The organism is Affinirhizobium lemnae, from assembly GCF_022968395.1.
In the GTDB taxonomy this organism is placed as follows: Bacteria; Pseudomonadota; Alphaproteobacteria; order Rhizobiales; family Rhizobiaceae; genus Neorhizobium; species Neorhizobium lemnae.
Genome location: NZ_JALJQZ010000013.1, coordinates 52,395 through 75,733, shown reverse-complemented (window position 1 = coordinate 75,733; position 23,339 = coordinate 52,395). Strand labels below are relative to the sequence as shown.

Annotated in this window: 21 protein-coding genes, 1 tRNA gene and 1 pseudogene; all 23 read left to right on the top strand. The window is 55.7% G+C overall.

The genetic code is table 11. The features are described from left to right. Positions 1–100: 100 nt before the first annotated feature. The 23 genes and pseudogenes from MUU53_RS10820 (at position 101) to MUU53_RS10710 (ending at position 23,332) form a co-directional block, all read left to right on the top strand. Positions 101–177 (top strand) — tRNA-Asp (locus MUU53_RS10820). A 428-nt stretch (positions 178–605) separates the two neighbouring features. Continuing rightward, positions 606–971, top strand: coding sequence for an NADH-quinone oxidoreductase subunit A (locus MUU53_RS10815; RefSeq protein WP_062552634.1), 366 nt, complete (start codon positions 606–608; stop codon positions 969–971). Further along, positions 962–1,543 carry a NuoB/complex I 20 kDa subunit family protein gene (locus MUU53_RS10810; protein WP_062552633.1) on the top strand — a complete coding sequence of 194 codons (582 nt, stop codon included), beginning with the start codon at positions 962–964 and terminating at the stop codon, positions 1,541–1,543. Before MUU53_RS10815 ends, MUU53_RS10810 begins: the two co-directional genes overlap by 10 nt. Positions 1,544–1,558: 15 nt before the next feature. After that, positions 1,559–2,161 (top strand): NADH-quinone oxidoreductase subunit C, encoded by a 603-nt coding sequence (locus MUU53_RS10805; protein WP_247260910.1) that lies wholly within the window; start codon positions 1,559–1,561, stop codon positions 2,159–2,161. Positions 2,162–2,244: 83 nt separating this feature from the next. Then, a complete protein-coding gene (locus MUU53_RS10800; protein ID WP_247260909.1) occupies positions 2,245–3,435 on the top strand; it encodes an NADH-quinone oxidoreductase subunit D in 1,191 nt (396 codons plus the stop codon). After that, entirely contained in the window at positions 3,435–3,689 is a 255-nt protein-coding gene (locus MUU53_RS10795) for a hypothetical protein (protein ID WP_247260908.1), read from the top strand. The genes MUU53_RS10800 and MUU53_RS10795 overlap by 1 nt, the downstream gene beginning before the upstream one ends. Positions 3,690–3,705: 16 nt before the next feature. Continuing rightward, positions 3,706–4,605: pseudogene (gene nuoE, locus MUU53_RS10790) on the top strand (NADH-quinone oxidoreductase subunit NuoE); the annotation flags it as partial. A 96-nt stretch (positions 4,606–4,701) separates the two neighbouring features. After that, on the top strand, positions 4,702–6,006 hold the full coding sequence (gene nuoF, locus MUU53_RS10785) for an NADH-quinone oxidoreductase subunit NuoF (RefSeq protein ID WP_247260907.1): 1,305 nt from the start codon (positions 4,702–4,704) through the stop codon (positions 6,004–6,006). A 111-nt stretch (positions 6,007–6,117) separates the two neighbouring features. Beyond that, the gene (locus MUU53_RS10780) at positions 6,118–6,708 is read left to right on the top strand and encodes a 5' DNA nuclease (RefSeq protein ID WP_247260906.1); all 591 of its coding nucleotides are present in this window, start codon (positions 6,118–6,120) and stop codon (positions 6,706–6,708) included. Positions 6,709–6,764: 56 nt separating this feature from the next. Continuing rightward, positions 6,765–8,846, top strand: coding sequence for an NADH-quinone oxidoreductase subunit NuoG (nuoG, locus tag MUU53_RS10775; protein ID WP_247260905.1), 2,082 nt, complete (start codon positions 6,765–6,767; stop codon positions 8,844–8,846). A 12-nt stretch (positions 8,847–8,858) separates the two neighbouring features. Then, positions 8,859–9,902, top strand: a complete 1,044-nt coding sequence (gene nuoH / locus MUU53_RS10770; RefSeq protein ID WP_247260904.1) for an NADH-quinone oxidoreductase subunit NuoH — start codon at positions 8,859–8,861, stop codon at positions 9,900–9,902. 34 nt (positions 9,903–9,936) lie between these two features. Further along, complete coding sequence (gene nuoI / locus MUU53_RS10765) at positions 9,937–10,428, top strand: NADH-quinone oxidoreductase subunit NuoI (protein WP_062552625.1); 492 nt, start codon at positions 9,937–9,939, stop codon at positions 10,426–10,428. Between the two features lie 129 nt (positions 10,429–10,557). Then, entirely contained in the window at positions 10,558–11,172 is a 615-nt protein-coding gene (locus MUU53_RS10760; RefSeq protein ID WP_062552624.1) for an NADH-quinone oxidoreductase subunit J, read from the top strand. A 23-nt stretch (positions 11,173–11,195) separates the two neighbouring features. Continuing rightward, positions 11,196–11,504 (top strand): NADH-quinone oxidoreductase subunit NuoK, encoded by a 309-nt coding sequence (gene nuoK / locus MUU53_RS10755; protein ID WP_062552623.1) that lies wholly within the window; start codon positions 11,196–11,198, stop codon positions 11,502–11,504. 7 nt (positions 11,505–11,511) lie between these two features. Then, complete coding sequence (nuoL, locus tag MUU53_RS10750; protein ID WP_247260903.1) at positions 11,512–13,512, top strand: NADH-quinone oxidoreductase subunit L; 2,001 nt, start codon at positions 11,512–11,514, stop codon at positions 13,510–13,512. After that, positions 13,512–15,023 carry an NADH-quinone oxidoreductase subunit M gene (locus MUU53_RS10745; RefSeq protein WP_247260902.1) on the top strand — a complete coding sequence of 504 codons (1,512 nt, stop codon included), beginning with the start codon at positions 13,512–13,514 and terminating at the stop codon, positions 15,021–15,023. The genes nuoL and MUU53_RS10745 overlap by 1 nt, the downstream gene beginning before the upstream one ends. A 19-nt stretch (positions 15,024–15,042) precedes the next feature. Then, entirely contained in the window at positions 15,043–16,485 is a 1,443-nt protein-coding gene (gene nuoN, locus MUU53_RS10740) for an NADH-quinone oxidoreductase subunit NuoN (RefSeq protein WP_247260901.1), read from the top strand. Next, the gene (locus MUU53_RS10735; protein WP_247260900.1) at positions 16,485–17,255 is read left to right on the top strand and encodes a biotin--[acetyl-CoA-carboxylase] ligase; all 771 of its coding nucleotides are present in this window, start codon (positions 16,485–16,487) and stop codon (positions 17,253–17,255) included. The genes nuoN and MUU53_RS10735 overlap by 1 nt, the downstream gene beginning before the upstream one ends. Positions 17,256–17,262: 7 nt before the next feature. After that, positions 17,263–18,933, top strand: a complete 1,671-nt coding sequence (locus tag MUU53_RS10730; protein WP_247260899.1) for a ribonuclease J — start codon at positions 17,263–17,265, stop codon at positions 18,931–18,933. A gap of 100 nt (positions 18,934–19,033) precedes the next feature. Further along, positions 19,034–19,438, top strand: a complete 405-nt coding sequence (gene mce / locus MUU53_RS10725; protein WP_247260898.1) for a methylmalonyl-CoA epimerase — start codon at positions 19,034–19,036, stop codon at positions 19,436–19,438. Positions 19,439–19,801: 363 nt separating this feature from the next. Next, complete coding sequence (locus MUU53_RS10720; protein ID WP_062552616.1) at positions 19,802–20,068, top strand: DUF1467 family protein; 267 nt, start codon at positions 19,802–19,804, stop codon at positions 20,066–20,068. Between the two features lie 592 nt (positions 20,069–20,660). Then, positions 20,661–21,983 carry a proline--tRNA ligase gene (proS, locus tag MUU53_RS10715; protein WP_247260897.1) on the top strand — a complete coding sequence of 441 codons (1,323 nt, stop codon included), beginning with the start codon at positions 20,661–20,663 and terminating at the stop codon, positions 21,981–21,983. Between the two features lie 41 nt (positions 21,984–22,024). Then, complete coding sequence (locus tag MUU53_RS10710; protein WP_247260896.1) at positions 22,025–23,332, top strand: lipoprotein-releasing ABC transporter permease subunit; 1,308 nt, start codon at positions 22,025–22,027, stop codon at positions 23,330–23,332. The last annotated feature ends 7 nt before the right edge of the window (positions 23,333–23,339 follow it).

The window sequence follows — 23,339 nt, the reverse complement described above, 5'->3', positions numbered from 1 at the left end:
CGGGTGTAGCTCAGTCGGTTAGAGTGCCGGCCTGTCACGCCGGAGGTCGCGGGTTCGAGCCCCGTCACTCGCGCCATTCCAGTCAAAATAGAAACAATGCGCGGGTGTAGCTCAGTCGGTTAGAGTGCCGGCCTGTCACGCCGGAGGTCGCGGGTTCGAGCCCCGTCACTCGCGCCATTTTAGTTTCAATGCTCTCGGAACTACGTGGAACTCAACTGAGTGCATCTGTTTCCCGTTGGGCGGTATTCCGGGGTATTCTTCCTTTTTCGTCGGTGCGACCCAGCGTCGCAAGACTGTCGTTTCGTCCTCAAACGGACGTATCGCCTTTAGGTGTCGCCGATCCGTTGTTTTCCCGACAATACCTCATTATCTGACGGTGGTACAAAGCCGATCAACAGGATTCTCAGGCCTCATCATTTGCGTCATCTTCCCTTGATGTTAACATGCAAATGGATTTGTACCATTTTGGTGCGGGAAGCTTGATTCAAAGGTCTTGCGCGCGGCTTCCGCCTGCGCTAGTCACGCCGTGTTGCAATGCACGTTCGCTTGCCGCGCATTCGCTTTTGTGCCGCCCGGCACCGCTTGGCAAGCAAGGATGGAATACGATGACTGAACTTCTCAGTTCCTATGTTCCGATCGCGATTTTTATTGGAATTGCCCTCGTGATCGGTCTGGCGCTTCTAATTGCTCCGTTCGCTGTTGCCTACAAGGCGCCGGATGCGGAGAAGCTGTCTGCCTACGAGTGCGGTTTCAATGCATTTGACGATGCCCGAATGAAGTTCGACATCCGATTCTATCTCGTGTCGATTCTGTTCATCATCTTCGACCTGGAAGTTGCTTTTCTGTTCCCTTGGGCTGTGTCCTTCGGAGAAATCGGGTGGTTCGGCTTCTGGTCCATGATGGTGTTCCTCGGCGTCCTGACCATCGGCTTTATCTATGAGTGGAAAAAAGGAGCGCTGGAATGGGAGTAGTCGATAACGGCACCACCCTGGTTGCGCCACAAGCGAAGGGTATCATTGATCCCCGGACCGGCAAGCCAGTTGGAAGCGACGATGCATTTTTCGGCGAGATTAACAACGAACTCGCCGATAAGGGTTTTCTAGTCACTTCGACGGATGAATTGATCAACTGGGCGCGCACCGGCTCGCTGATGTGGATGACATTCGGTCTTGCGTGCTGCGCTGTTGAAATGATGCAGCTTTCCATGCCTCGCTATGATGTCGAGCGCTTTGGTTTCGCGCCTCGCGCTTCACCACGCCAGTCTGACGTGATGATTGTTGCGGGCACCCTAACGAACAAGATGGCGCCGGCTCTGCGCAAGGTTTACGACCAGATGCCTGAGCCACGTTACGTCATTTCGATGGGCTCGTGCGCAAACGGTGGCGGCTACTACCATTATTCCTACTCGGTGGTCCGTGGCTGCGATCGCGTCGTACCTGTTGATATTTATGTTCCCGGCTGTCCCCCCACGGCGGAGGCGCTGCTGTACGGCGTGCTTCTGCTGCAGAAGAAGATACGCCGGACCGGAACGATCGAGCGCTGAGGGCGAGGACTGAATATGAGTGAGGCCCTGAACGACTTCGCGGCTTATGTGAACGAGGCTCGACCTGGCTTGGTCGCGTCATCCGCTATCGCCTATGATGAGTTGACACTCAACACGACACCGGAAAGCCTGATCGCGCTGTTGACGTTTCTGCGTGACGATGTGCAGGCACGTTACGTCAACCTCGTTGATATCGCAGGCGTCGACTGGCCAAAGCGTGCGCGTCGCTTCGATGTTGTCTATCATCTGCTTTCGCCAAGCCAGAATGCGCGCATTCGCGTGAAGGTGCAGTGCGGAGAAGATGAAGCGGTCCCATCGGCCTGTGCAGTATACCCGGGTGCAGACTGGTTCGAGCGGGAAGCGTGGGATTTGTACGGCATTTTGTTTACCGGTCACCCGGATCTTCGTCGTATACTGACGGATTACGGCTTCGAAGGTCATCCTCTCCGCAAGGATTTCCCGCTGACTGGCTTCGTCGAGGTTCGCTATGATGATGGTGCAAAGCGTGTCGTTTACGAGCCGGTGCAACTGCGCCAGGAGTTTCGGAATTTCGATTTCCTGAGTCCCTGGGAAGGTACTGACTACGTGCTTCCCGGCGACGAGAAGGCCAAGGTCTGATTCAGGCGGCGTCCCGGCGCCGCTTTAACAAGGAACGTCATCCCGCTGGCGCTTTTGAGCTGTCCAGCATGGAGTAGGCAGAAATGACTGAACACAACGTCCGCAATTTCAATATCAATTTCGGACCGCAGCATCCTGCGGCTCACGGCGTTCTGCGTCTGGTCCTTGAACTGGATGGTGAAATCGTCGAGCGCGTCGATCCCCATATCGGCCTGCTTCATCGTGGCACGGAAAAGCTGATCGAGGCCAAGACTTATCTTCAGGCCCTGCCGTATTTCGATCGCCTCGACTACGTTGCTCCGATGAATCAGGAGCATTCCTACTGTCTCGCGGTTGAGAAGTTGCTCGGTATCCAAGTCCCGATCCGCGGTCAGCTCATCCGTGTTCTCTATTCCGAAATCGGTCGTATCCTGTCGCACCTGCTGAACGTGACGACGCAGGCCATGGACGTCGGTGCGCTTACGCCGCCGCTATGGGGATTCGAAGAGCGCGAGAAGCTCATGGTGTTTTATGAGCGCGCCTCCGGTGCTCGCATGCATGCGGCCTATTTTCGTCCGGGTGGCGTGCATCAGGATCTTCCGCAGGATCTTGTCGAAGACATCGGTAAATGGTGTGACGAGTTCCCGCGCGCGCTTCAGGATATCCATGGCCTGATCACGGACAACCGCATTTTCAAGCAGCGCAACGTCGATATCGGTGTTGTTTCGCTCGAGGATGCCTGGGCATGGGGCTTCTCGGGCGTCATGGTTCGCGGTTCCGGCGCGAAGTGGGATCTTCGCAAGTCGCAGCCGTACGAATGTTACGCCGATCTCGATTTTGATATCGCAATCGGCAAGAACGGTGACTGTTACGACCGTTACTTGATCCGCATGTTCGAGATGGAACAGTCCTGCAAGATCATGAAGCAGTGCGTCGACCGCCTGCTCGGCGATGCAAAGACCGGTCCTGTTTCGTCTATCGATGGCAAGGTTGTTCCACCGAAGCGCGGTGAGATGAAGCGTTCCATGGAAGCGCTGATCCATCACTTCAAGCTCTACACCGAAGGTTTCCATGTCCCGGAAGGCGAAGTTTACGCTGCGGTAGAGGCACCGAAGGGTGAGTTCGGCGTTTATCTGGTTTCTGACGGGACGAATAAGCCTTACCGCTGCAAGATCCGCGCTCCGGGCTATGCACATCTGCAGGCCATGGATTTCCTGTGCCGTGGACATCAGCTTGCTGATGTTTCCGCGGTGCTCGGATCGCTCGATATCGTGTTTGGAGAGGTTGACCGCTGATGAAATGCGTCGCCATCGCAGCCGGATTGTTTGTCCTGTCTAGCTTTGCAGCTGAAGCTCAGAGCTTTCAGACGGGGGCAGACACCGCGCGAGGTGCTGATGCGACCATGGCGGAACTTCTAGCCAAGGAATATGAAATCAAGTCGGCCGTACCCAATGGATCGAAGTTGATCGTATTCATGCAAAAGGGAAAATCCGGCTACGCCTGCGAATTCGTCAATGTGGCGAACACGCGGTGCGCATCCATCAATTGATAAGGCGTGAGAAGAAATGTCTGTTCGTCGACTAGCCGAAGATCAGTTTCAGCCGGCAGCTTTTGCCTTCACTGCGGACAACGCAGATTGGGCAGAAGCGACGATTCGCAAATATCCGGAAGGTCGCCAGCAATCAGCGGTGATTCCGTTATTGATGCGCGCCCAGGAGCAGGATGGCTGGGTGACGCGGGCAGCAATCGAGTTTATCGCCCAGAAACTGGCGATGCCCTACATTCGCGTGCTGGAAGTTGCGACCTTTTACACGCAATTTCAGCTGAAGCCGATTGGCACAAGGGCTCACATCCAGGTTTGCGGTACAACGCCTTGCATGCTGAGAGGTTCCGAAGCCTTGATGGACGTGTGCAAGCGCAAGATCAATTCGGAGCCTTTCGAGCGCAACGCATCCGGCACCCTTTCCTGGGAAGAAGTCGAATGTCAGGGTGCGTGCGTCAATGCGCCGATGGTGATGATCTTCAAAGATGCTTATGAAGATCTCACGCCTGAGCGTCTTGAAGAGATTATCGATGAATTCGAAGCAGGTCGTGGCGCAGATGTCAGAACTGGTCCACAGATCGACCGGCATTTGTCTGCACCCGAAGGTGGGTCGCTGACGCTGCTTGAGGAGACAAGGCCGGTCCGTACCAATCTGGAAGCGCAGGCTCCTGCAGAGGGTGCCTCTGTACCGCCTGCCGAGGCTGCTCGTCCGAAGGATACGGGTGCGGAAACCAATGCTGCGCTCAAGACACCGGTGACTGCGCCGGCAGAAGCGAAAGCGAATGCCGAGAAAGCTGAGACGCAGCCGCTTTCCGGGACAAAGGCTTCGGAGCCGGACCCCAAGGCTGTTGGCAGTACGGGCGAGGGCGCACCGGCTGAAGGCAGCAAGGTAGCCGGTACAGACGACAAGACATCCGGCGGCAGAAAATAACTCTGCCGCATCGGTGAAACGCCGCATTCCGCGGTGAACAGGTATTCTTAAAGCCGGCCTCGGGGCCGCGGACTGGTGGAACACATCATGTTGAAAGATCAAGATCGCATCTTTACCAACATTTACGGCCTCAAGGACAAGTCGCTGAAAGGCGCAATGAGCCGTGGCCACTGGGATGGCACGAAGCAGATCATTGAAAAAGGCCGCGACTGGATCATCAACGAGATGAAGGCGTCCGGTCTGCGCGGGCGCGGTGGCGCGGGCTTCCCGACTGGTCTGAAGTGGTCCTTCATGCCGAAGGAATCGGATGGCCGCCCGCATTATCTCGTGGTCAATGCTGACGAATCGGAGCCTGGTACCTGCAAGGATCGCGAGATCCTGCGCAACGACCCCCATACGCTGATCGAAGGCTGCGTGATTGCAGGCTTCGCGATGGGTGCTCATACCGCTTACATCTATGTGCGCGGTGAGTACATGCGCGAGCGCGAGGATCTGCAGAAGGCCATCGACGAATGCTACGATGCTGGCCTGCTCGGCGCCAACAACAAGTGTGGCTGGGATTTTGATGTCTACGTCCATCATGGCGCAGGCGCCTACATCTGCGGTGAAGAGACTGCACTTCTGGAAAGCCTTGAAGGCAAAAAGGGTCAGCCGCGCCTCAAGCCGCCGTTCCCGGCAAACATGGGTCTTTATGGCTGTCCGACGACGGTGAACAACGTCGAGTCGATCGCCGTTGCCCCGACGATCCTTCGCCGTGGCGCTTCGTGGTTCTCGGCTATTGGTCGTCCCAACAATGTCGGTACAAAGCTGTTCATGGTATCCGGCCACGTGAACAAGCCCTGCACCTTCGAGGAAGCCATGAGCCTGTCCTTCCGTGAGCTGATCGAGCGCCATTGCGGCGGCATTCGCGGCGGCTGGGACAATTTGCTTGCTGTCATCCCCGGCGGCGCTTCGTGCCCGGTTGTCCGCGGCGAGGACATGGCCGATGCGATCATGGACTTTGACGGCATGCGCGAAGTGAAGTCGTCCTTCGGGACAGGCGGCATGATCGTGATGGATAAATCCACGGATATCATCAAGGCGATCTGGCGTATTGCTGCCTTCTTCAAACACGAAAGCTGCGGTCAGTGCACGCCTTGCCGGGAAGGCACCGGCTGGATGATGCGTGTTCTGGAGCGGATGGTGAAGGGGCAGGCGCAGAAGCGCGAGATCGATATGCTGTTCCAGGTGTCGAAGCAGATCGAGGGCCACACGATCTGCGCACTCGGCGATGCGGCGGCTTGGCCTATCCAGGGTCTGATCCGCAATTTCCGATCTGACATCGAGAAGCGCATCGATCAATACACTGCCAATGCCACCAGCCACGGCGCTGTCATGGAAGCTGCGGAGTAATCGATGGTCGGTGCGGGCAATGAAAATGATAATTCTGATGGGAAGAAGAATTCTTCGCTCGGGTTCACTTTGCCTTTTTCCGACCATGCGCCGGCTAGTCCCTTGGAGTTGGTGACGGCTGCCACCGCCGCTGGTCTTGCGTTGAGTAACCAGTTCGCGGGCGCCTTTTTCGGCATGATGCAGGCCGCGATGGCGGCAACTGCAACTACCGAGCAGCGGCAGGCAGCAGATGACAAGCTTTCTGGTGCGGTGAAGGATGCGGGTCGATCCGACGAGGTCAGGACAGTTGCTTCTCATCCGGTAGCGATGGATGTGGCTTCGGATGCATCGCAAGAGGTATCTCCGAGCACCAGCGCTCCCTCGATAAAGCTTCGAGCAAAGTCAAAGCAGAAGGTTTCTGAGACGCAAGGTGTACCCAAGCCTGCCAAGGTCGGGCCTGGCAAGCCTACCGCTTCCCAAGATCCGCTCGGTGGGAGCAGGCGCCGCAGCAGCAGAACTAGAAAGCAGCCGGATGATCTGAAGGCAATTTCGGGTATCGGCCCGAAATTGGAGGTATTGCTCAATGGCATGGGTGTCGTGCGCATTGAGGATATTGCAGCATGGACTGATAAGGAAGTAGAGCATTTCGACCGGGAGGTGGGACTTGACGGTCGGATTGCCAAGGACGATTGGATCGCGCAGGCAAAGGCGCTGCTGCGGTAACGGAATGTGTCACCAGCCTGAAAGGGCAGGGGACTGGAAACAGGACGTAAGTGACGATGGTTAAGCTCAAGGTTGACGGCAAAGAGATAGAGGTTCCCGATCACTTCACGCTTTTGCAAGCGTGCGAGGAGGCGGGTGCCGAAGTGCCGCGTTTCTGTTTCCATGAGCGCTTGTCGGTGGCGGGCAACTGCCGCATGTGCCTTATCGAGGTAAAGGGCGGGCCGCCAAAACCGGCTGCCTCCTGCGCCATGGGCGTGCGCGATATTCGCGGTGGCCCGAACGGAGAACTTCCTGAAGTCTTCACCAACACACCGATGGTGAAGAAGGCCCGGGAAGGGGTCATGGAATTCCTGCTCATCAATCACCCGCTTGATTGTCCGATCTGCGACCAGGGCGGCGAGTGTGATCTGCAGGATCAGGCGATGGCCTTTGGTATGGACGCTTCCCGCTATGCCGAAAACAAGCGTGCTGTCGAAGACAAATATATTGGCCCGCTCGTCAAGACGGTGATGAACCGCTGCATCCATTGCACGCGTTGCGTTCGTTTCACGACGGAGGTGGGTGGCATCTCTGAACTAGGCCTGATCGGCCGCGGCGAAGACGCGGAAATCACGACCTATCTCGAGCATGCAATGACGTCCGAACTACAGGGCAATGTCATTGATCTCTGCCCGGTCGGTGCGCTGACGTCCCGTCCGTTCGCCTTTACGGCGCGTCCTTGGGAACTTGGCAAGACCGAATCGATCGATGTGATGGATGCTGTTGGCTCTGCAATCCGGGTCGATACGCGCGGTCGCGAAGTCATGCGCATCATGCCTCGTGTGAACGAGGAAGTGAATGAAGAATGGATCTCCGATAAAACCCGATTTATCTGGGATGGTCTGAAGACTCAGCGTCTCGATCGCCCCTATGTCCGTCGCGACGGTCGCTTGCAGCCCACCACCTGGGCAGACGCTTTCCAGACGATCAAGACGGCGGTCTCGGCAACGACAGGTGCCCGTATCGGCGCGATCGCAGGTGATCTTGCAAGCGTTGAAGAAATGTACGCGCTCAAGCAACTCTTGAATGCACTTGGTTCGCAGAACCTCGATTGTCGTCAGGATGGTTCGAAGCTGGATCCGGCCTTTGGTCGTTCAAGTTACATCTTTAATCCAACCATCCAAGGTATTGAAAACGCTGACGCACTCCTACTTATCGGCGCTAATCCCCGACTGGAAGCTGCCGTTCTGAATGCCCGTATCCGTAAGCGCTGGCGTCGCGGCAATTTCCCGATTGCTGTGATCGGCGAAGCCGCTGAGCTGCGCTACCCTTATGAGTATCTCGGTGCTGGTCCGGAAACTCTTGCCGAACTGGCCAATGGATCCCATGGATTCGTCGAGAAACTGCGCAACGCGAAAAAGCCCATGATTGTCGTGGGACCCGGCGCTCTGACGAGGGACGACGGAGCGAGCATCCTTGCTTCTGCTGCCTCGATCGCGAGTGCTGTTGGTGCAGTGAGCGAAGACTGGAATGGCTTCGGTGTGCTCCATACTGCCGCATCGCGTGTTGGTGGACTGGATCTCGGTTTCGTTCCGGGCGCTAACGGCGCCAATGCCGCCACCATGCTGCGGTCGATGGACGTACTCTTCCTGTTGGGCGCTGACGAAATGGAGTTCTCCACAAAGCATGCCAAGTGCACCGTCTATATCGGTAGCCATGGCGATGCTGGTGCGCATGGCGCAGACGTAATTCTTCCCGGCGCGGCCTACACGGAAAAGTCCGGCACCTGGGTCAATCTCGAGGGGCGGGTACAGATGGGCAATCGTGCGGGCTTTGCGCCTGGCGATGCTCGCGAAGAATGGGCCATCATCCGTGCGCTTTCGGACGTTCTCGGCAAGAAGCTGCCCTTTGATTCGCTTTCGGCTCTTCGTCGCCAGCTGTATGAAGCGCATCCTCATTTCAACTCGCTGGACGAAATTGCTCCGGCTCCGAGCAATGAGATTGCAGAGCTTGCAAAAAAACCGGTGAGCTTGGGCAAGTCTGGGTTTGCGTCTTCGGTCAAAGACTTCTATCTCACGAACCCAATTGCACGTGCTTCGGCCGTGATGGCGGAATGTTCGGCACTGGCCCGCAACAATTTCAAGGCTGCGGCAGAGTAAAGGCTGGAAAACATGGACTCCTTCTTTTTGACTTACGTCTGGCCAGCGATTGTTATGATCGGCCAGTCCCTGTTGCTCCTCGTATGCCTGCTCGTCTTCATCGCCTATATCCTGCTGGCCGATCGCAAGATCTGGGCAGCGGTGCAGTTGCGCCGTGGACCTAACGTGGTGGGCCCATTCGGCCTTTTCCAGTCCTTCGCCGATCTTTTGAAGTTCGTATTCAAAGAGCCGATCATTCCGGCTGGCGCAAACAAAGGCGTGTTCCTGCTGGCGCCACTCGTATCGGTTACGCTTGCGCTCGCAACCTGGGCCGTCATCCCGTTCAATGAGAACTGGGTGATCGCCAACATCAACGTCGGCATCCTTTACGTCTTCGCCATTTCCTCGCTGGAAGTCTACGGCGTAATCATGTCTGGCTGGGCGTCCAACTCCAAGTATCCCTTCCTTGGTGCACTGCGCTCTGCGGCGCAGATGGTGTCCTATGAAGTCTCGATCGGCTTCGTGATCGTGACCGTCCTGCTGTGCGTCGGTTCTTTGAACCTGACGGACATCGTCCTTGCGCAAAAGACCGGCATAGGCACGGCAGTGGGATTGCCAGCCTCCTTCCTTGATTGGCACTGGCTCGTCCTGTTCCCGATGTTCGTGATCTTTTTCATATCCGGCCTCGCTGAAACGAACCGCCCTCCGTTCGATCTACCGGAAGCAGAATCCGAACTCGTCGCCGGTTACATGGTGGAGTACTCCTCTGCGCCTTACATGATGTTGATGCTCGGCGAATATGCCGCCATCCTGCTGATTTGCTCGCTGACGACCATCTTGTTCCTGGGAGGCTGGCTCCCGCCGGTCGATGTCTGGTTCTTGAATTGGGTGCCGGGCATCGTGTGGTTTATCCTCAAGGGCACACTCGTCTTTTTCATGTTCGCAATGGTCAAGGCGTTTGTTCCGCGTTACCGCTACGACCAGCTGATGCGTCTGGGTTGGAAAGTCTTCCTGCCGCTCTCGCTCGCTATGGTCATCATCACTGCATTCGTACTGAAGCTTACCGCTGGCGCCTGATTGCGCCTGACCGGAAGTTCATTGGAGAATACAAATGGCAAGTCTGGCTCAGTCGATCAGCTCGCTTTTTCTGAAGGAATTCGTCTCGACCTTCTTCTTGTCGATGCGCTATTTTTTCAAGCAGAAGGCGACGATCAATTACCCCTTCGAAAAGGGTCCGGTCAGTCCGCGATTTCGGGGTGAGCATGCACTGCGTCGGTATCCAAACGGCGAAGAGCGGTGCATCGCCTGCAAGCTGTGCGAGGCAATCTGTCCCGCCCAGGCCATCACCATCGAGGCTGGCCCGCGTCGCAATGACGGGACGCGCCGAACAGTCCGTTATGACATCGACATGGTGAAGTGCATTTATTGCGGCTTCTGCCAGGAAGCATGCCCGGTTGATGCAATCGTCGAAGGTCCGAACTTCGAGTTCTCGACAGAGACGCGTGAAGAACTCTATTTCGATAAGCAGCGTCTGCTCGATAACGGCGACCGATGGGAGCGCGAAATTGCGCGCAATATCTCCATCGACGCTCCTTATCGTTGAGCGTTTGAATTGTCGGCGTCCGCGAGGGCGCCGAGTAAACTGAAGACATTACCTACCTGGCTGGTCGTTCCGCCGGGTTTTGACAGTGGGGAGAAAGTTCCTCGCTGGGGAAGACGAAAAGGCACCACCATGGGTTTGCAGGCTGTTTTCTTCTATTTGTTCGCCTTTGTAGCGGTCGCATCGGCCTTCATGGTCATCTCCGCCAGGAATCCCGTTCATTCGGTGCTTTTTTTGATCCTGGTGTTCTTCAACGCGGCAGGGCTCTTCCTGCTGACTGGTGCTGAATTCCTGGCCATGATCTTGCTGGTCGTTTACATCGGTGCTGTGGCGGTGCTCTTCCTGTTCGTCGTCATGATGCTCGATATCGACTTTGCTGCCCTGCGCTCCGGAATTCTCCAGTACGCGCCGGTTGGAGCTCTGGTCGGGTTGATCGTTGCAGCAGAACTCATTGTTGTTGTTGGCGGGTCGGTGCTGACGCCCGAAGCGGCCAAAGCCATCACGATGCCGATCCCGTCGCCGGCAACACGCACGAACACTGCAGCACTCGGCGATGTTCTCTACACAAACTACGTCTACTTCTTCCAGGTGTCGGGTCTGGTCCTGCTGGTCGCAATGATTGGTGCAATCGTCCTGACCCTGCGTCACCGCGAAAATATCAAGCGCCAGAACATTTCGCAGCAAGTTGCTCGTACCCCTGCGACAGCTATCGAAGTGGTCAAGGTCAAGACCGGCCAAGGCATCTAAGAGCGCGATCAAGGAACTGAGATATGGAAATCGGACTTTCCCATTACCTGACGGTCAGCGCGATACTCTTCACGCTTGGCGTCTTCGGCATCTTCCTCAACCGGAAGAACGTCATCATCATTCTGATGTCCGTCGAATTGATCCTGCTGTCGGTCAACCTCAACATGATCGCGTTCTCGTCGTTCCTTAACGACATCGTCGGTCAGGTTTTCGCACTCTTTATTCTGACTGTTGCAGCTGCGGAAGCTGCGATCGGTCTTGCGATACTCGTGGTCTTCTACCGCAATCGTGGTTCGATTGCTGTTGAAGACGTCAATATGATGAAGGGCTGATCGGGTTATGATCTACAAGGCTATTGTCTTTCTTCCCCTGATCGGCTTTCTGATCGCCGGCCTCTTTGGCCGCTCCATCGGTGCGAAGGCTTCTGAATACGTCACAAGTGGTTTGATGATCGTTGCGGCGATCTTGTCCTGGATCGTATTCTTCAAGGTCGGGCTTGCTCATGGTGAAGGCCATGAGGTGATCAAGGTAACTGTCCTGCGTTGGATCCAGTCCGGCGGTCTTGATTTCGAATGGGCTTTCCGGATCGATACATTGACCGTGGTCATGTTCGTGGTCGTGAATTCCGTTTCGACACTCGTGCATATCTATTCCATTGGATACATGCACCACGATCCGCATCGGCCGCGTTTCTTCGCCTACCTCTCATTGTTCACCTTCGCGATGCTCATGCTGGTGACGTCTGACAACTTGGCTCAGATGTTCTTCGGTTGGGAAGGTGTTGGTCTGGCCTCTTACTTGCTGATTGGATTCTGGTTCAAGAAGCCCTCTGCGTCTGCGGCGGCCATGAAGGCTTTCATCGTCAACCGTGTCGGCGACTTCGGTTTTGTACTCGGCATTTCCGGTGTTTTCGTTCTATTCGGATCCATCAATTTCGAGACCATTTTCGCAACGGCCCCGACCTATCTTCCGGCTGCGGGCTCAGCAGATGCCAACCAGGCAGTCATCAACCTGTTCGGCATGCATTTGGACAAAGCACATGCACTGACAGGTGTCTGCCTGCTTCTGTTCATGGGCGCCATGGGTAAATCCGCGCAGTTTCTCTTGCACACATGGCTTCCGGACGCCATGGAGGGACCAACCCCGGTTTCGGCGCTCATCCATGCGGCTACGATGGTTACCGCTGGCGTCTTCCTCGTTGCGCGTATGTCGCCGATCTTTGAACTGTCGCCAGATGCGCTGACAGTTGTCACAATCATCGGTGCGATCACGGCCTTCTTCGCGGCAACAGTCGGTCTCGTGCAGAATGACATCAAGCGTGTCATTGCCTATTCGACCTGCTCGCAGCTTGGCTACATGTTCGTTGCTCTGGGTGTCGGTGCCTACGGTGCTGCTGTGTTCCATCTGTTCACGCATGCTTTCTTCAAGGCCCTTCTCTTCTTGGGCGCCGGTTCCGTGATCCACGCTGTGGATGGCGAGCAGGACATGCGTTACATGGGCGGGCTGCGGAAGCATATTCCATACACATTCTGGGCCATGACGATCGGTACCCTGGCTCTGACGGGCGTGGGTATCCCAGGGACGATGATCGGTTTCGCCGGTTTCTTCTCCAAGGATGTCATCATTGAATCGGCCTTTGCGTCGCATTCGGCTGTGTCCGGCTTCGCTTTCATACTGCTTGTTATTGCCGCGTTGTTCACGAGCTTCTATTCGTGGCGTCTGGCGTTTCTCACATTCTTCGGAAAGCCGCGGGCTTCCTCGGATGTCATGCACCATGTCCATGAGTCACCGCTCGTCATGCTTCTGCCCTTGGCCTTCTTGACGGTTGGTGCGGTCCTCGCAGGTGTCGTCTTCGAAGGTCACTTCTTCGGGCACGAGTACAACGAGTTCTGGAAGGGTGCCCTGTTCACACTGCCGACGAATGAAATTCTCGAAGAGTTTCACCATGTACCGCTTTGGGTGAAGTGGAGCCCATTCGTTGCCATGCTGACGGGTTTCGTTACCGCCTGGTTCATGTACATCAAGTCGCCGGAAACACCGAAGCGTCTCGCCGAGCAGCACAGGGTTCTATATCAGTTCCTGCTGAACAAGTGGTACTTTGACGAACTTTATGATCTGCTCTTTGTCCGCTCTGCCAAGGCGCTTGGTCGTTTCCTCTGGAAGCGCGGCGACGTGGGTATCATCGATGCCTATGGACCTAACGGCATCGCAGCACGCGTCATGGATGTGACGCGCGGTGTTGTCCGGCTTCAGTCCGGTTATCTTTATCATTATGCGTTCGCGATGCTCATCGGCATTGCTGCGCTCGTCACCTGGATGATGCTCGGGAGTTCCCTCTAATGACCGATTGGCCGATTCTCTCAACGGTCACCTTTCTGCCGCTCGTTGGTGTCGTTCTCCTGCTCTTGACGCGGGAAGACGGTCCTCACGGCCGCCGGAATATCCTGAATGTTTCCCTCTGGACGACTGTCGTTACCTTTTTGGTGTCTCTGCTGATCTGGATTGGGTTCGATAACTCGAACCCGGGTTTCCAGATGGTAGAAAAGCATCAATGGCTTAACACCGGGATTGCCTACCATTTGGGTGTCGACGGCATATCAATGCTGTTCGTGATCCTCACCACGTTCCTCATGCCGTTCTGTGTTCTGGCAAGCTGGGAATCTGTCGAGAAGCGTATCAAGGAATACATGATCGCCTTCCTGCTTCTGGAAGTCGTGATGATCGGCGTTTTCGTCTCGCTCGATATCGTCTTGTTCTACGTCTTCTTCGAAGCGACCCTGATCCCCATGTTCGTCATCATCGGTGTCTGGGGCGGGAAGGATCGCGTCTACGCATCCTATAAGTTCTTCCTCTACACGCTCCTCGGCTCAGTTCTGATGATGCTGGCCATCATGGCGATGTACTGGCAGGCCGGCACGACAGATATCACTGAACTGCTGAAGTTTGGCTTTCCCGCTGGAATACAGACTTGGCTTTGGCTTGCGTGCTTTGCGGCCTTTGCTGTCAAGATGCCGATGTGGCCGGTGCATACCTGGCTGCCGGATGCGCACGTTCAGGCACCGACAGCCGGGTCTGTTATCCTGGCGGGTGTAATGCTGAAGCTCGGCGGTTACGGGTTCATCCGTTTCTCTCTGGCAATGTTCCCGTTGGCCTCGGATTACTTCGCTCCCTTCGTGTTCACGCTGTCTGTTCTTGCCATCATCTACACCTCACTCGTCGCGATGATGCAGGACGATATCAAGAAGCTGATCGCCTATTCGTCGGTCGCTCACATGGGATATGTCACCATGGGCATCTTTGCGGCGAATGCGCAGGGTGTGCAGGGAGCTATCTTCCAGATGCTGTCGCACGGTATCGTGTCCGGTGCGCTCTTTCTCTGTGTCGGCGTCGTCTATGATCGTCTCCATACCCGTGAAATCGCGGCCTATGGCGGTCTGGTCAACAACATGCCGAAGTATGCGGTTGCGTTCATGGTCTTCACCATGGCCAATGTCGGTCTTCCAGGCACTTCCGGCTTTGTCGGCGAATTCCTTACGATCATCGGTGTGTTCCGCGCGAATACATGGGTTGCGCTTTTTGCAGCGACGGGTGTGATCTTGTCGGCATCCTATGCTCTGTGGCTCTACCGTCGGGTGATCTTCGGTGCGCTGGAAAAGGAAAGCCTGAAGGGTCTGCTCGATCTGTCGACACGCGAGAAGATCATACTGTATCCGCTCGTTGTTCTGACGATCTTCTTCGGCGTCTATCCTGCACCGGTTTTCGATGCTACTGCCGCATCCGTCGATTTGCTGCTCAATAACTACTCCGCTGCCCTGCAGGCCGCGCAGAAACTTGCACTTGTCGTGCATTGACAAGGGGACACGATTTCAAATGACTGCTGAACTTCTCATTACGAGCCTGCAGATCTCGACGCCGGAACTGATCCTCGCGGTTGGTGCTCTTGCGTTGCTCATGATCGGTGTCTTCTCTGGTGACAAATCTGCTCCGACTGTGACGGGACTTGCCGCTGCAATCATGATCGCAGCCGGATTGTGGCTGGTCTTTTCTCCGATGCAGGGCGAAGCCTGGGGAGGCGCATTTGTACTCGACTCCTTCAGTCGCTTCATGAAGGTCATCGCGCTGATCGGTTCGATCACAGCTATGATCATGACGGTCGGCAACGCGCGGTCGGAACAGTTGGATCGCTTCGAGTTTCCGGTGCTTCTGACCCTTGCAACGTTGGGAATGATGCTGCTCATCTCGGCCAACGACCTCATCGCTCTCTACCTTGGCCTCGAGTTGATGTCGCTTGCACTGTATGTTGTTGCTGCGATCAATCGTGATAGCCTCCGTTCAACAGAAGCAGGCTTGAAGTACTTCGTTCTTGGTGCCTTGTCCTCGGGCATGCTGCTTTATGGTATGTCGCTGGTCTATGGCTTCACTGGCAATACGGGCTTCGACAACATCGCGGCTGTTCTGACGGCAGAAACGCGGTCGCTTGGCGTTGTTTTCGGACTTGTGTTCATCCTGGCCGGACTTGCATTCAAGATTTCTGCGGTTCCATTCCACATGTGGACGCCGGATGTATATGAGGGCGCGCCGACACCGGTCACGGCGTTTTTCGCAGCTGGCCCGAAGGTCGCTGCGATGGCGATCTTCGTGCGGATCGTGACAGATGCATTCATGCCTGTTTTCGCGGATTGGCAACAGGTCGTGGTCTTCATCTCGATTGCGTCCATGCTTCTGGGATCCTTCGCGGCGATTGGCCAGAAGAACATCAAGCGCCTGATGGCCTACTCGTCGATCGGACACATGGGCTATGCGCTGGTTGGCCTGGCCTCCGGTTCGGAGACCGGCGTTTCCGGCGTCGCCCTCTACATGCTGATTTACATGGTCATGACGCTTGGTACTTTCGCTTGCATCATGTCGATGCGTCGGAAGGAAGGCGCAGCTCTCGAGAGCGTCGATGATCTGGCAGGCCTTTCCTCGACGAACCCCTTCATGGCGGTGGTTCTGACGGCTCTCATGTTCTCGCTAGCCGGTATTCCGCCCCTGGCAGGCTTCTTTGCAAAGTACTTTGTCTTTGTTGCAGCGATCGAGGCGAAGCTGTACGCGCTTGCCATTATTGGTGTTCTCTCCTCCGTTGTCGGCGCCTACTACTACCTTCGCATCGTTAAGGTCATGTGGTTCGACGCAGCAAACGGCGAGTTCGCTCGAACTGCCGGTGAACTGAGACTTGTCTTCGGGATTTCGGGTCTCTTCGTCACCGCCTATGTGCTGTTTGGCGGCCCGATTGGTCTTGCCGCAGAAGCTGCTGCGAAGGCGTTCTTCTGATGCGCAACGAACGAGGGGGATCCTACTCCCTCGAGCATTTCAGACACCTCGCACTTGGCGAGGTGTCTTCCACAAATACGGAATGTTTGACGCGGGCTCGTCAAGGCGAAGCCTCCGGACTTTGGATTACTGCCGAGCGCCAGACAGCAGGCAGAGGACGTCGGGGACGGGCATGGACCTCTGAAACCGGCAATCTTTACGCAAGTCTCCTCCTGATCGATCCTTCACCACCTGAACTCCTGAGCTCACTTCCGCTGGCCGTGTCACTGGCTGTTCACGGGACGCTGCGGAGGGTTTTGCCAGCGACCGCAGAAGCTGTTGAGATCAAGTGGCCGAATGACGTTCTTATAGGGCGCAAGAAATCTTGCGGCATTCTCCTCGAAGCTGAAATTCTTCCCGATGGCCGCCGTGCTGTTGTCTGTGGCATCGGGATCAATATTCGTCATCGTCCCGAAACAGCACCTTACGGCGTGACCTCTTTGCAAGAGCAGGGCGCTACGAGTTCGGCTGGAGAGGTGTTTACGCACCTGTTTGACGAGATGATCCAGATCTTGAACATCTGGGATCACGGTCACGGCGTGGCTGCGGTAACCCGTTTGTGGCGGTCCGCTGCATGTGGAATAGGCACCTTGATCCGCGTTAATTTGCCGGCCCGGTCTTTGGATGGTGTGTTTGTTGGTATCGATGATGATGGACTTCTGATACTGGAGACCGATAACCGCCTGCACCATATTGCTGCGGGCGATGTTTTTCTTCTTGAAACGGAATGAACGTGTAATGGCGAAACAGGACGAACTGGTATTTCTGCCACTGGGCGGCGTGGGTGAGATTGGTATGAATCTCGCCCTTTATGGCTTTGGCCCGGCTGAGAAGCGCCAGTGGATCATGGTAGATTGCGGAGTAACGTTCGCAGGGCCGGAATTGCCCGGAGTGGACCTGATCCTGCCGGATATCTCTTTTCTCGCCAAGCAGCGCGACCGGTTGAAAGCAATCATTATCACGCACGCGCATGAGGACCATTACGGCGCGCTGAATGATCTATGGCCCGGTTTGAATGTGCCCGTCTATGCGTCTCCGTTCACTGCTGGCATGCTTGAGGCAAAGCGGGATTATGAAGGAACGCGGGCAGATATCCCGATCACCATCTTCAAGGCAGGTGACCGCGTCAACATCGGTCCGTTTGAAATCGAAGCGGTGGGTGTCAATCACTCGATTCCCGAGCCGATGTCGCTTGTGATCCGCACTTCGCTTGGCAACATTGTTCATACCGGCGACTGGAAGATTGATGCGGAGCCATCGCTCGGGCCTCTCACTGATGAGAATCGTTTCCGCGCCATTGGCGATGAAGGCGTTCTCGCACTGATGTGCGATTCGACGAATGCAGTTCGTGACGGTGTCTCTCCCTCGGAAGAGGCTGTGTCTGAAGGTCTGCGTCAGGTTATCGAACAGGCAGAAGGCCGCGTCGCGATTACGACCTTTTCCTCCAATGTTGGCCGCATCCGATCAATCGCCCAGGCTGCCGAGGCCGCGGGTCGTGAGGTTCTCCTGCTTGGCTCGTCGTTGAAGAGGGTGGTGAATGTCGCCCGCGACGTTGGGCTGATGGCAGGAATCAAGCCGTTTATCGCTGAAGATGAATATGGTTACATTCCGCGCGATAAAGTGGTCGTCATCCTGACTGGCAGCCAAGGCGAAGCGCGTGCGGCACTCGCCAAACTTTCCCGTGATGAGATGCGCCACGTGGCGTTGGCGGCCGGCGATACGGTCGTCTTTTCATCGAGAACGATTCCGGGCAACGAGAAAGCCATTCTCGAGATCATGAACGGCCTGATTGACCAGGGCATCAAGATTGTGACAGATTCTCAGGCGCTCGTTCATGTTTCCGGTCATCCGCGTCGTAACGAATTGCTGAAGATGTACGAGTGGATTCGCCCGCAGGTATTGGTTCCGGTGCACGGCGAGGCAGCGCATCTGACGGCCCAGGCAGATTTGGCGCGTGGTGCCGGGATCGGGATCGTGCCCCGTGTTCGAAACGGCAATATTTTGCGCCTTGCGCCCGGTGATGTTCAAGTCATCGATGACGCACCTCATGGCCGCATCTTCAAGGACGGCAAGCTCATCGGCGATATAGATGAAATGGGCATATCTGATCGCAAAAAGCTTGCTTATGTTGGCCATGTCGCGGTCAGTGTCTTGCTGGATGCGCGATATGATTTCATCGGCGATCCCGATGTAGTACCCTTCGGTCTTCCGGAATATGATGACGAGGGCGAGGATATGGAGGACACGCTCTATGACGCTGTACTTGGAGCTGTCGAAAGCATCCCGCGCAGTCGTCGGAAGGATCTGGACACGCTGAGAGAGGCGGTGCGCCGCTCCGTTCGTTCAGCGGCGAATAACGCCTGGGGCAAAAAACCTGTGGTCACGGTGTTCGTCAACCGCATGGCCTGATAAGCGCCAGAGAGCAGCGACGGCGACGCCCAGGAGGTTTAGTTGGGACTCGTAAATCGAGCGAGATGTGCCGAATTGATTTTAGGAACGGAGGAAATGGATGCTTGGTAGAGTGAACCATATCGCAATTGCCGTTCCAGACCTTGGTGTCGCGGCTGCCAGTTACCGTGATACATTGGGCGCGCGGATCTCGCAGCCTCAGGCTCTTCCGGAACATGGCGTAACGGTCGTTTTTGTGGAGTTGGAGAATACGAAGATTGAACTGCTGGAGCCGCTTGGTGACGATTCACCAATTCGCTCCTTTTTGGAAAAAAATCCATCCGGTGGCATGCACCACATATGCTACGAGGTGCAGGATATCCTCGCATCGCGGGACCAGCTAAGCCAAGCGGGCGCTCGGGTGCTTGGCTCCGGTGAACCGAAGATCGGTGCCCACGGCAAACCTGTACTGTTTCTGCATCCGAAGGACTTCCAGGGAACCTTGATCGAGCTTGAACAGGTCTAGACGCAGACAAGACCGCCGACCACTAAAGCATGTCGCGCAAAAGTGCGCCGCGGTTTTGCGATAACGACATGCGACAAAACAAAGAGATAAAGCGTCAGGAGCGAATCTTAAAAATTGCGACACGCTTTAAGCGCGACAGGCTCATCCGCAGATGGACCGATTGACGCAGTGAATACAAAGCGGGGAAATGGTAAGTCTGCGGGGCTGCGGCCAAACAGCTCCGCTTCATAACGATCAAGCTCACTGGTTTGCGCCTGTGCGATCAAACAAATATGGGGTATTGTTGCGCGGAGACTGGCCAGCCTGCCGCAATCCGAGTGCGCAATTGTTTCAGGGATCAGGAGAGGCCCAGTGACTCAGTTTATGTCTGCCTTTGCAGTCTATTTCATTATCTGGTGGACTGTGCTGTTCATGGTGTTGCCAATCGGGCTGAGAACGCAGGCTGATGAAAACGAAGTGGTGCTTGGAACTGTTGAAAGCGCCCCGGCTCGATTTCGTGGCGCGCGCGTTGTTCTGCTTACCAGTGTCATTTCAGCAGCGATTTATGGCGCATGGTATGTCGCGTCGACATATTTTGGCTTCAGTATGAATTCTCTACCGCGCATCGTTCCGGATTTTGGCCGCACCTGACGCGACCCTTCTGCAGGTAGGCCCGCATTCAGTTTGAATTTTGACAGCAGAGACGTGCGGGGTGCATAGTGCTCCGCGCTATAGAAGGGCTGCAAGAGCGCCAGAAATTGCGGCAAGATGTGGCGTAGAATGTATATGACGCATCGAATAAGCAAAAAAAAACAAGGCGAAAACGCCTTGTTCAAAGTTTCGCGTGATCTTCAACCGTTACCGGGGCTGCGTACGAGCGCGCCTAAGATCTGATCCTCCCAAGACTTGACCGCGATTGGCAAAGATTTGAACTCCCTGCCTCTTTTATGAGCCGAACCTAGCTTAACGTTTGAGCTTTGTCACTAGCCTTTTTGACAGTTTTGACACACTCCCATAATTTTTTTCCAATAACGCATATGTCATACTTTTCGTCACAGAACTGGCGCAATTGTGGCGTGGGTGGCTGCAAATCATCGCTTTTCCGCTGTGTGTGAACACGCCTTTGACCAGCGTAGCGGGTTCCAATTGACACGCTAAACCGCTATGTAGCCCTCAACTCTCTCGCTTTTTTCAATTGCTGATTCCTGTCATTCGGGATCAGCTTACAACTACGGAAAACGCAATGCGTCTCTCCCGCTACTTTTTGCCGATCCTAAAGGAAAATCCCAAGGAGGCTGAAATTGTCTCGCATCGTCTCATGCTTCGTGCGGGGATGATCCGCCAGCAGAGCCAGGGCATTTACTCCTGGTTACCGCTCGGCAAGCGTGTGCTCGACAAGGTCAATGCCATCGTGCGGCAGGAACAGGATCGTGCCGGCGCAGTCGAGTTGCTGATGCCGACATTGCAGTCTGCGGAGTTGTGGCAGGAAAGCGGGCGCTACGATGCCTACGGCAAGGAAATGCTGCGGATCAAGGATCGGCAGGATCGTCCCATGCTCTATGGTCCGACGAATGAGGAAATGATCACGGATATCTTCCGTTCCTATGTCAAATCCTACAAGAACCTGCCGCTGAACCTTTATCATATTCAGCTGAAGTTCCGTGATGAAATCCGGCCACGGTTCGGCACGATGCGCTCTCGCGAATTCCTGATGAAGGACGCATATTCCTTCGATCTGACGCGCGAAGGTGCGCTTCACTCCTACAACAAGATGTTCGTAGCTTACCTCCGCACATTTGCCCGCCTGGGTGTGCGCGCCATTCCTATGCGCGCGGATACGGGCCCCATCGGCGGCAATCACAGCCACGAATTTATCATTCTCGCGGATACCGGCGAATCGGAAGTTTATTCGCACAAGAGCTTTATCGAGTTCGATATCCCTGGTGAGAATACTGATTTCGATGATGTCGCTGGATTGCAGGCCATCTTCGAAAAGTGGACATCCGCCTACGCTGCCACTTCGGAAATGCATGATGAAGCTGCATTCAACGCCATTCCGGAAGGGGACCGCCTGTCTGCCCGTGGTATCGAGGTTGGCCACATTTTCTATTTCGGAACCAAGTATTCCGAACCCATGGGTGCGAAAGTACAGGGGCCGGATGGCAAGGAGCATCTGGTCCACATGGGATCCTATGGCATTGGGCCGACGCGCCTTGTTCCTGCCATCATAGAAGCCTCGCATGACGAGAACGGAATCATCTGGCCTGCTTCGGTTTCGCCGTTTGACGCGATGGTCATTACCATGAAAGCGGGTGACGAAGCCTGTGATCGGGTCTGTGGACAGTTGTACGACGGTCTGACCAATGCCCGTCTCGACGTCTTGTATGACGATACCGACGACCGTGCTGGAACCAAGTTCGCGACAGCGGATCTCATCGGCGTTCCGGTACAGCTCATTGTTGGTCCGCGCTCCGGGGCCACGGGTGAGGTCGAGGTGAAGGAACGGAAAACGGGTGCTCGTGAAACGATGACAGTCGAAGCGGCACTGAATCGCCTGACTGCCTGAACCGCAACTTCAGGCAGACGGTCTCAGGGGCAGGAGAAATCATGGCGAAGGCCGAGGCTAACAAAGCAGTGCAACAGCAAGACGTTACTCCATTTGCTGGACCTTTTTCGGCCTTCGAGCGCATGGTTGCATGGCGCTACCTCCGTTCTCGGCGCAAGGAAACTGTCATATCAGTCATTGCGGGTTTTTCCTTCGTCGGCATCATGCTCGGCGTCGCGACTCTCATCATCGTCATGGCTGTGATGAACGGGTTCCGCACCGAGCTGATCTCTCGCATTCTGGGCATTAACGGGCACATTATTGTTCAACCGGTAGACAAGCCTCTAACCGACTATGCGCAGCTGGCGCAGAAATTTGCGGGCGTATCCGGCATCACTATGGCCCTGCCACTTGTGGAGGGTCAAACCTTGGCCTCGGGCCGGCAGGGGGCAGGTTCGGGAGCCCTCGTTCGCGGCATTCGAACGGAAGATCTCGAAAAGCTGAAAGAGGTCGCGACCAATATTCGCTCTGGCGATCTGACAGGATTTGCAACAGGAGACGGAGTTCTCGTTGGCTCGAGACTGGCAGCGTCCTTGGGCATCTCTGCCGGTGAACGAATTACGCTCGTTTCCCCCGAGGGTGACGTAACGCCTATGGGGATGACGCCGCGCGTCAAATCATACCGTGTTTCTGGCGTCTTCGAGATCGGCATGTCGGAGTACGACGCTTCCATTATCTACATGCCTTTGGCCGAAGCGCAGGCCTACTTCAATGCTGACGGTATCGTGCAGTCGATCGAGCTTTTCCTGCAGGACCCGGACAAGGTTGATGAGCTTCGACCAAAGATCGAAGAAGCCGCAGGGCGGCAAGTGTTTCTGACCGACTGGCGCCAACGCAACCAGACATTCTTTTCGGCACTGCAGGTGGAACGAAACGTCATGTTCATGATCCTGACACTCATCGTCTTGGTCGCTGCGCTCAATATCATTTCGGGCCTGATCATGCTGGTGAAGGACAAGGGACGCGATATTGCCATCCTGCGGACGATGGGCGCCAGCTCAGGTGCGGTGATGCGCATCTTCTTTATGACGGGTGCTGCGATCGGCATCGTCGGCACGATCGCGGGCGTCATTCTGGGCGTCGTGGTGTGTCTGAATATTGAGTCGATCCGGCAGTTCTTTTCCTGGGTATCGGGCACGGTCCTGTTCGATCCGCAGCTCTATTTCCTTAGCCAGTTGCCAGCAGAAATGAGCTTCAGTGAAACCCTGTCTGTGGTTATCATGGCACTCTTTCTGTCTTTCCTTGCCACCATATTCCCCGCCTGGCGCGCCTCACGGCTCGATCCGGTTCAGGCATTGCGTTACGAATAGGATCGGA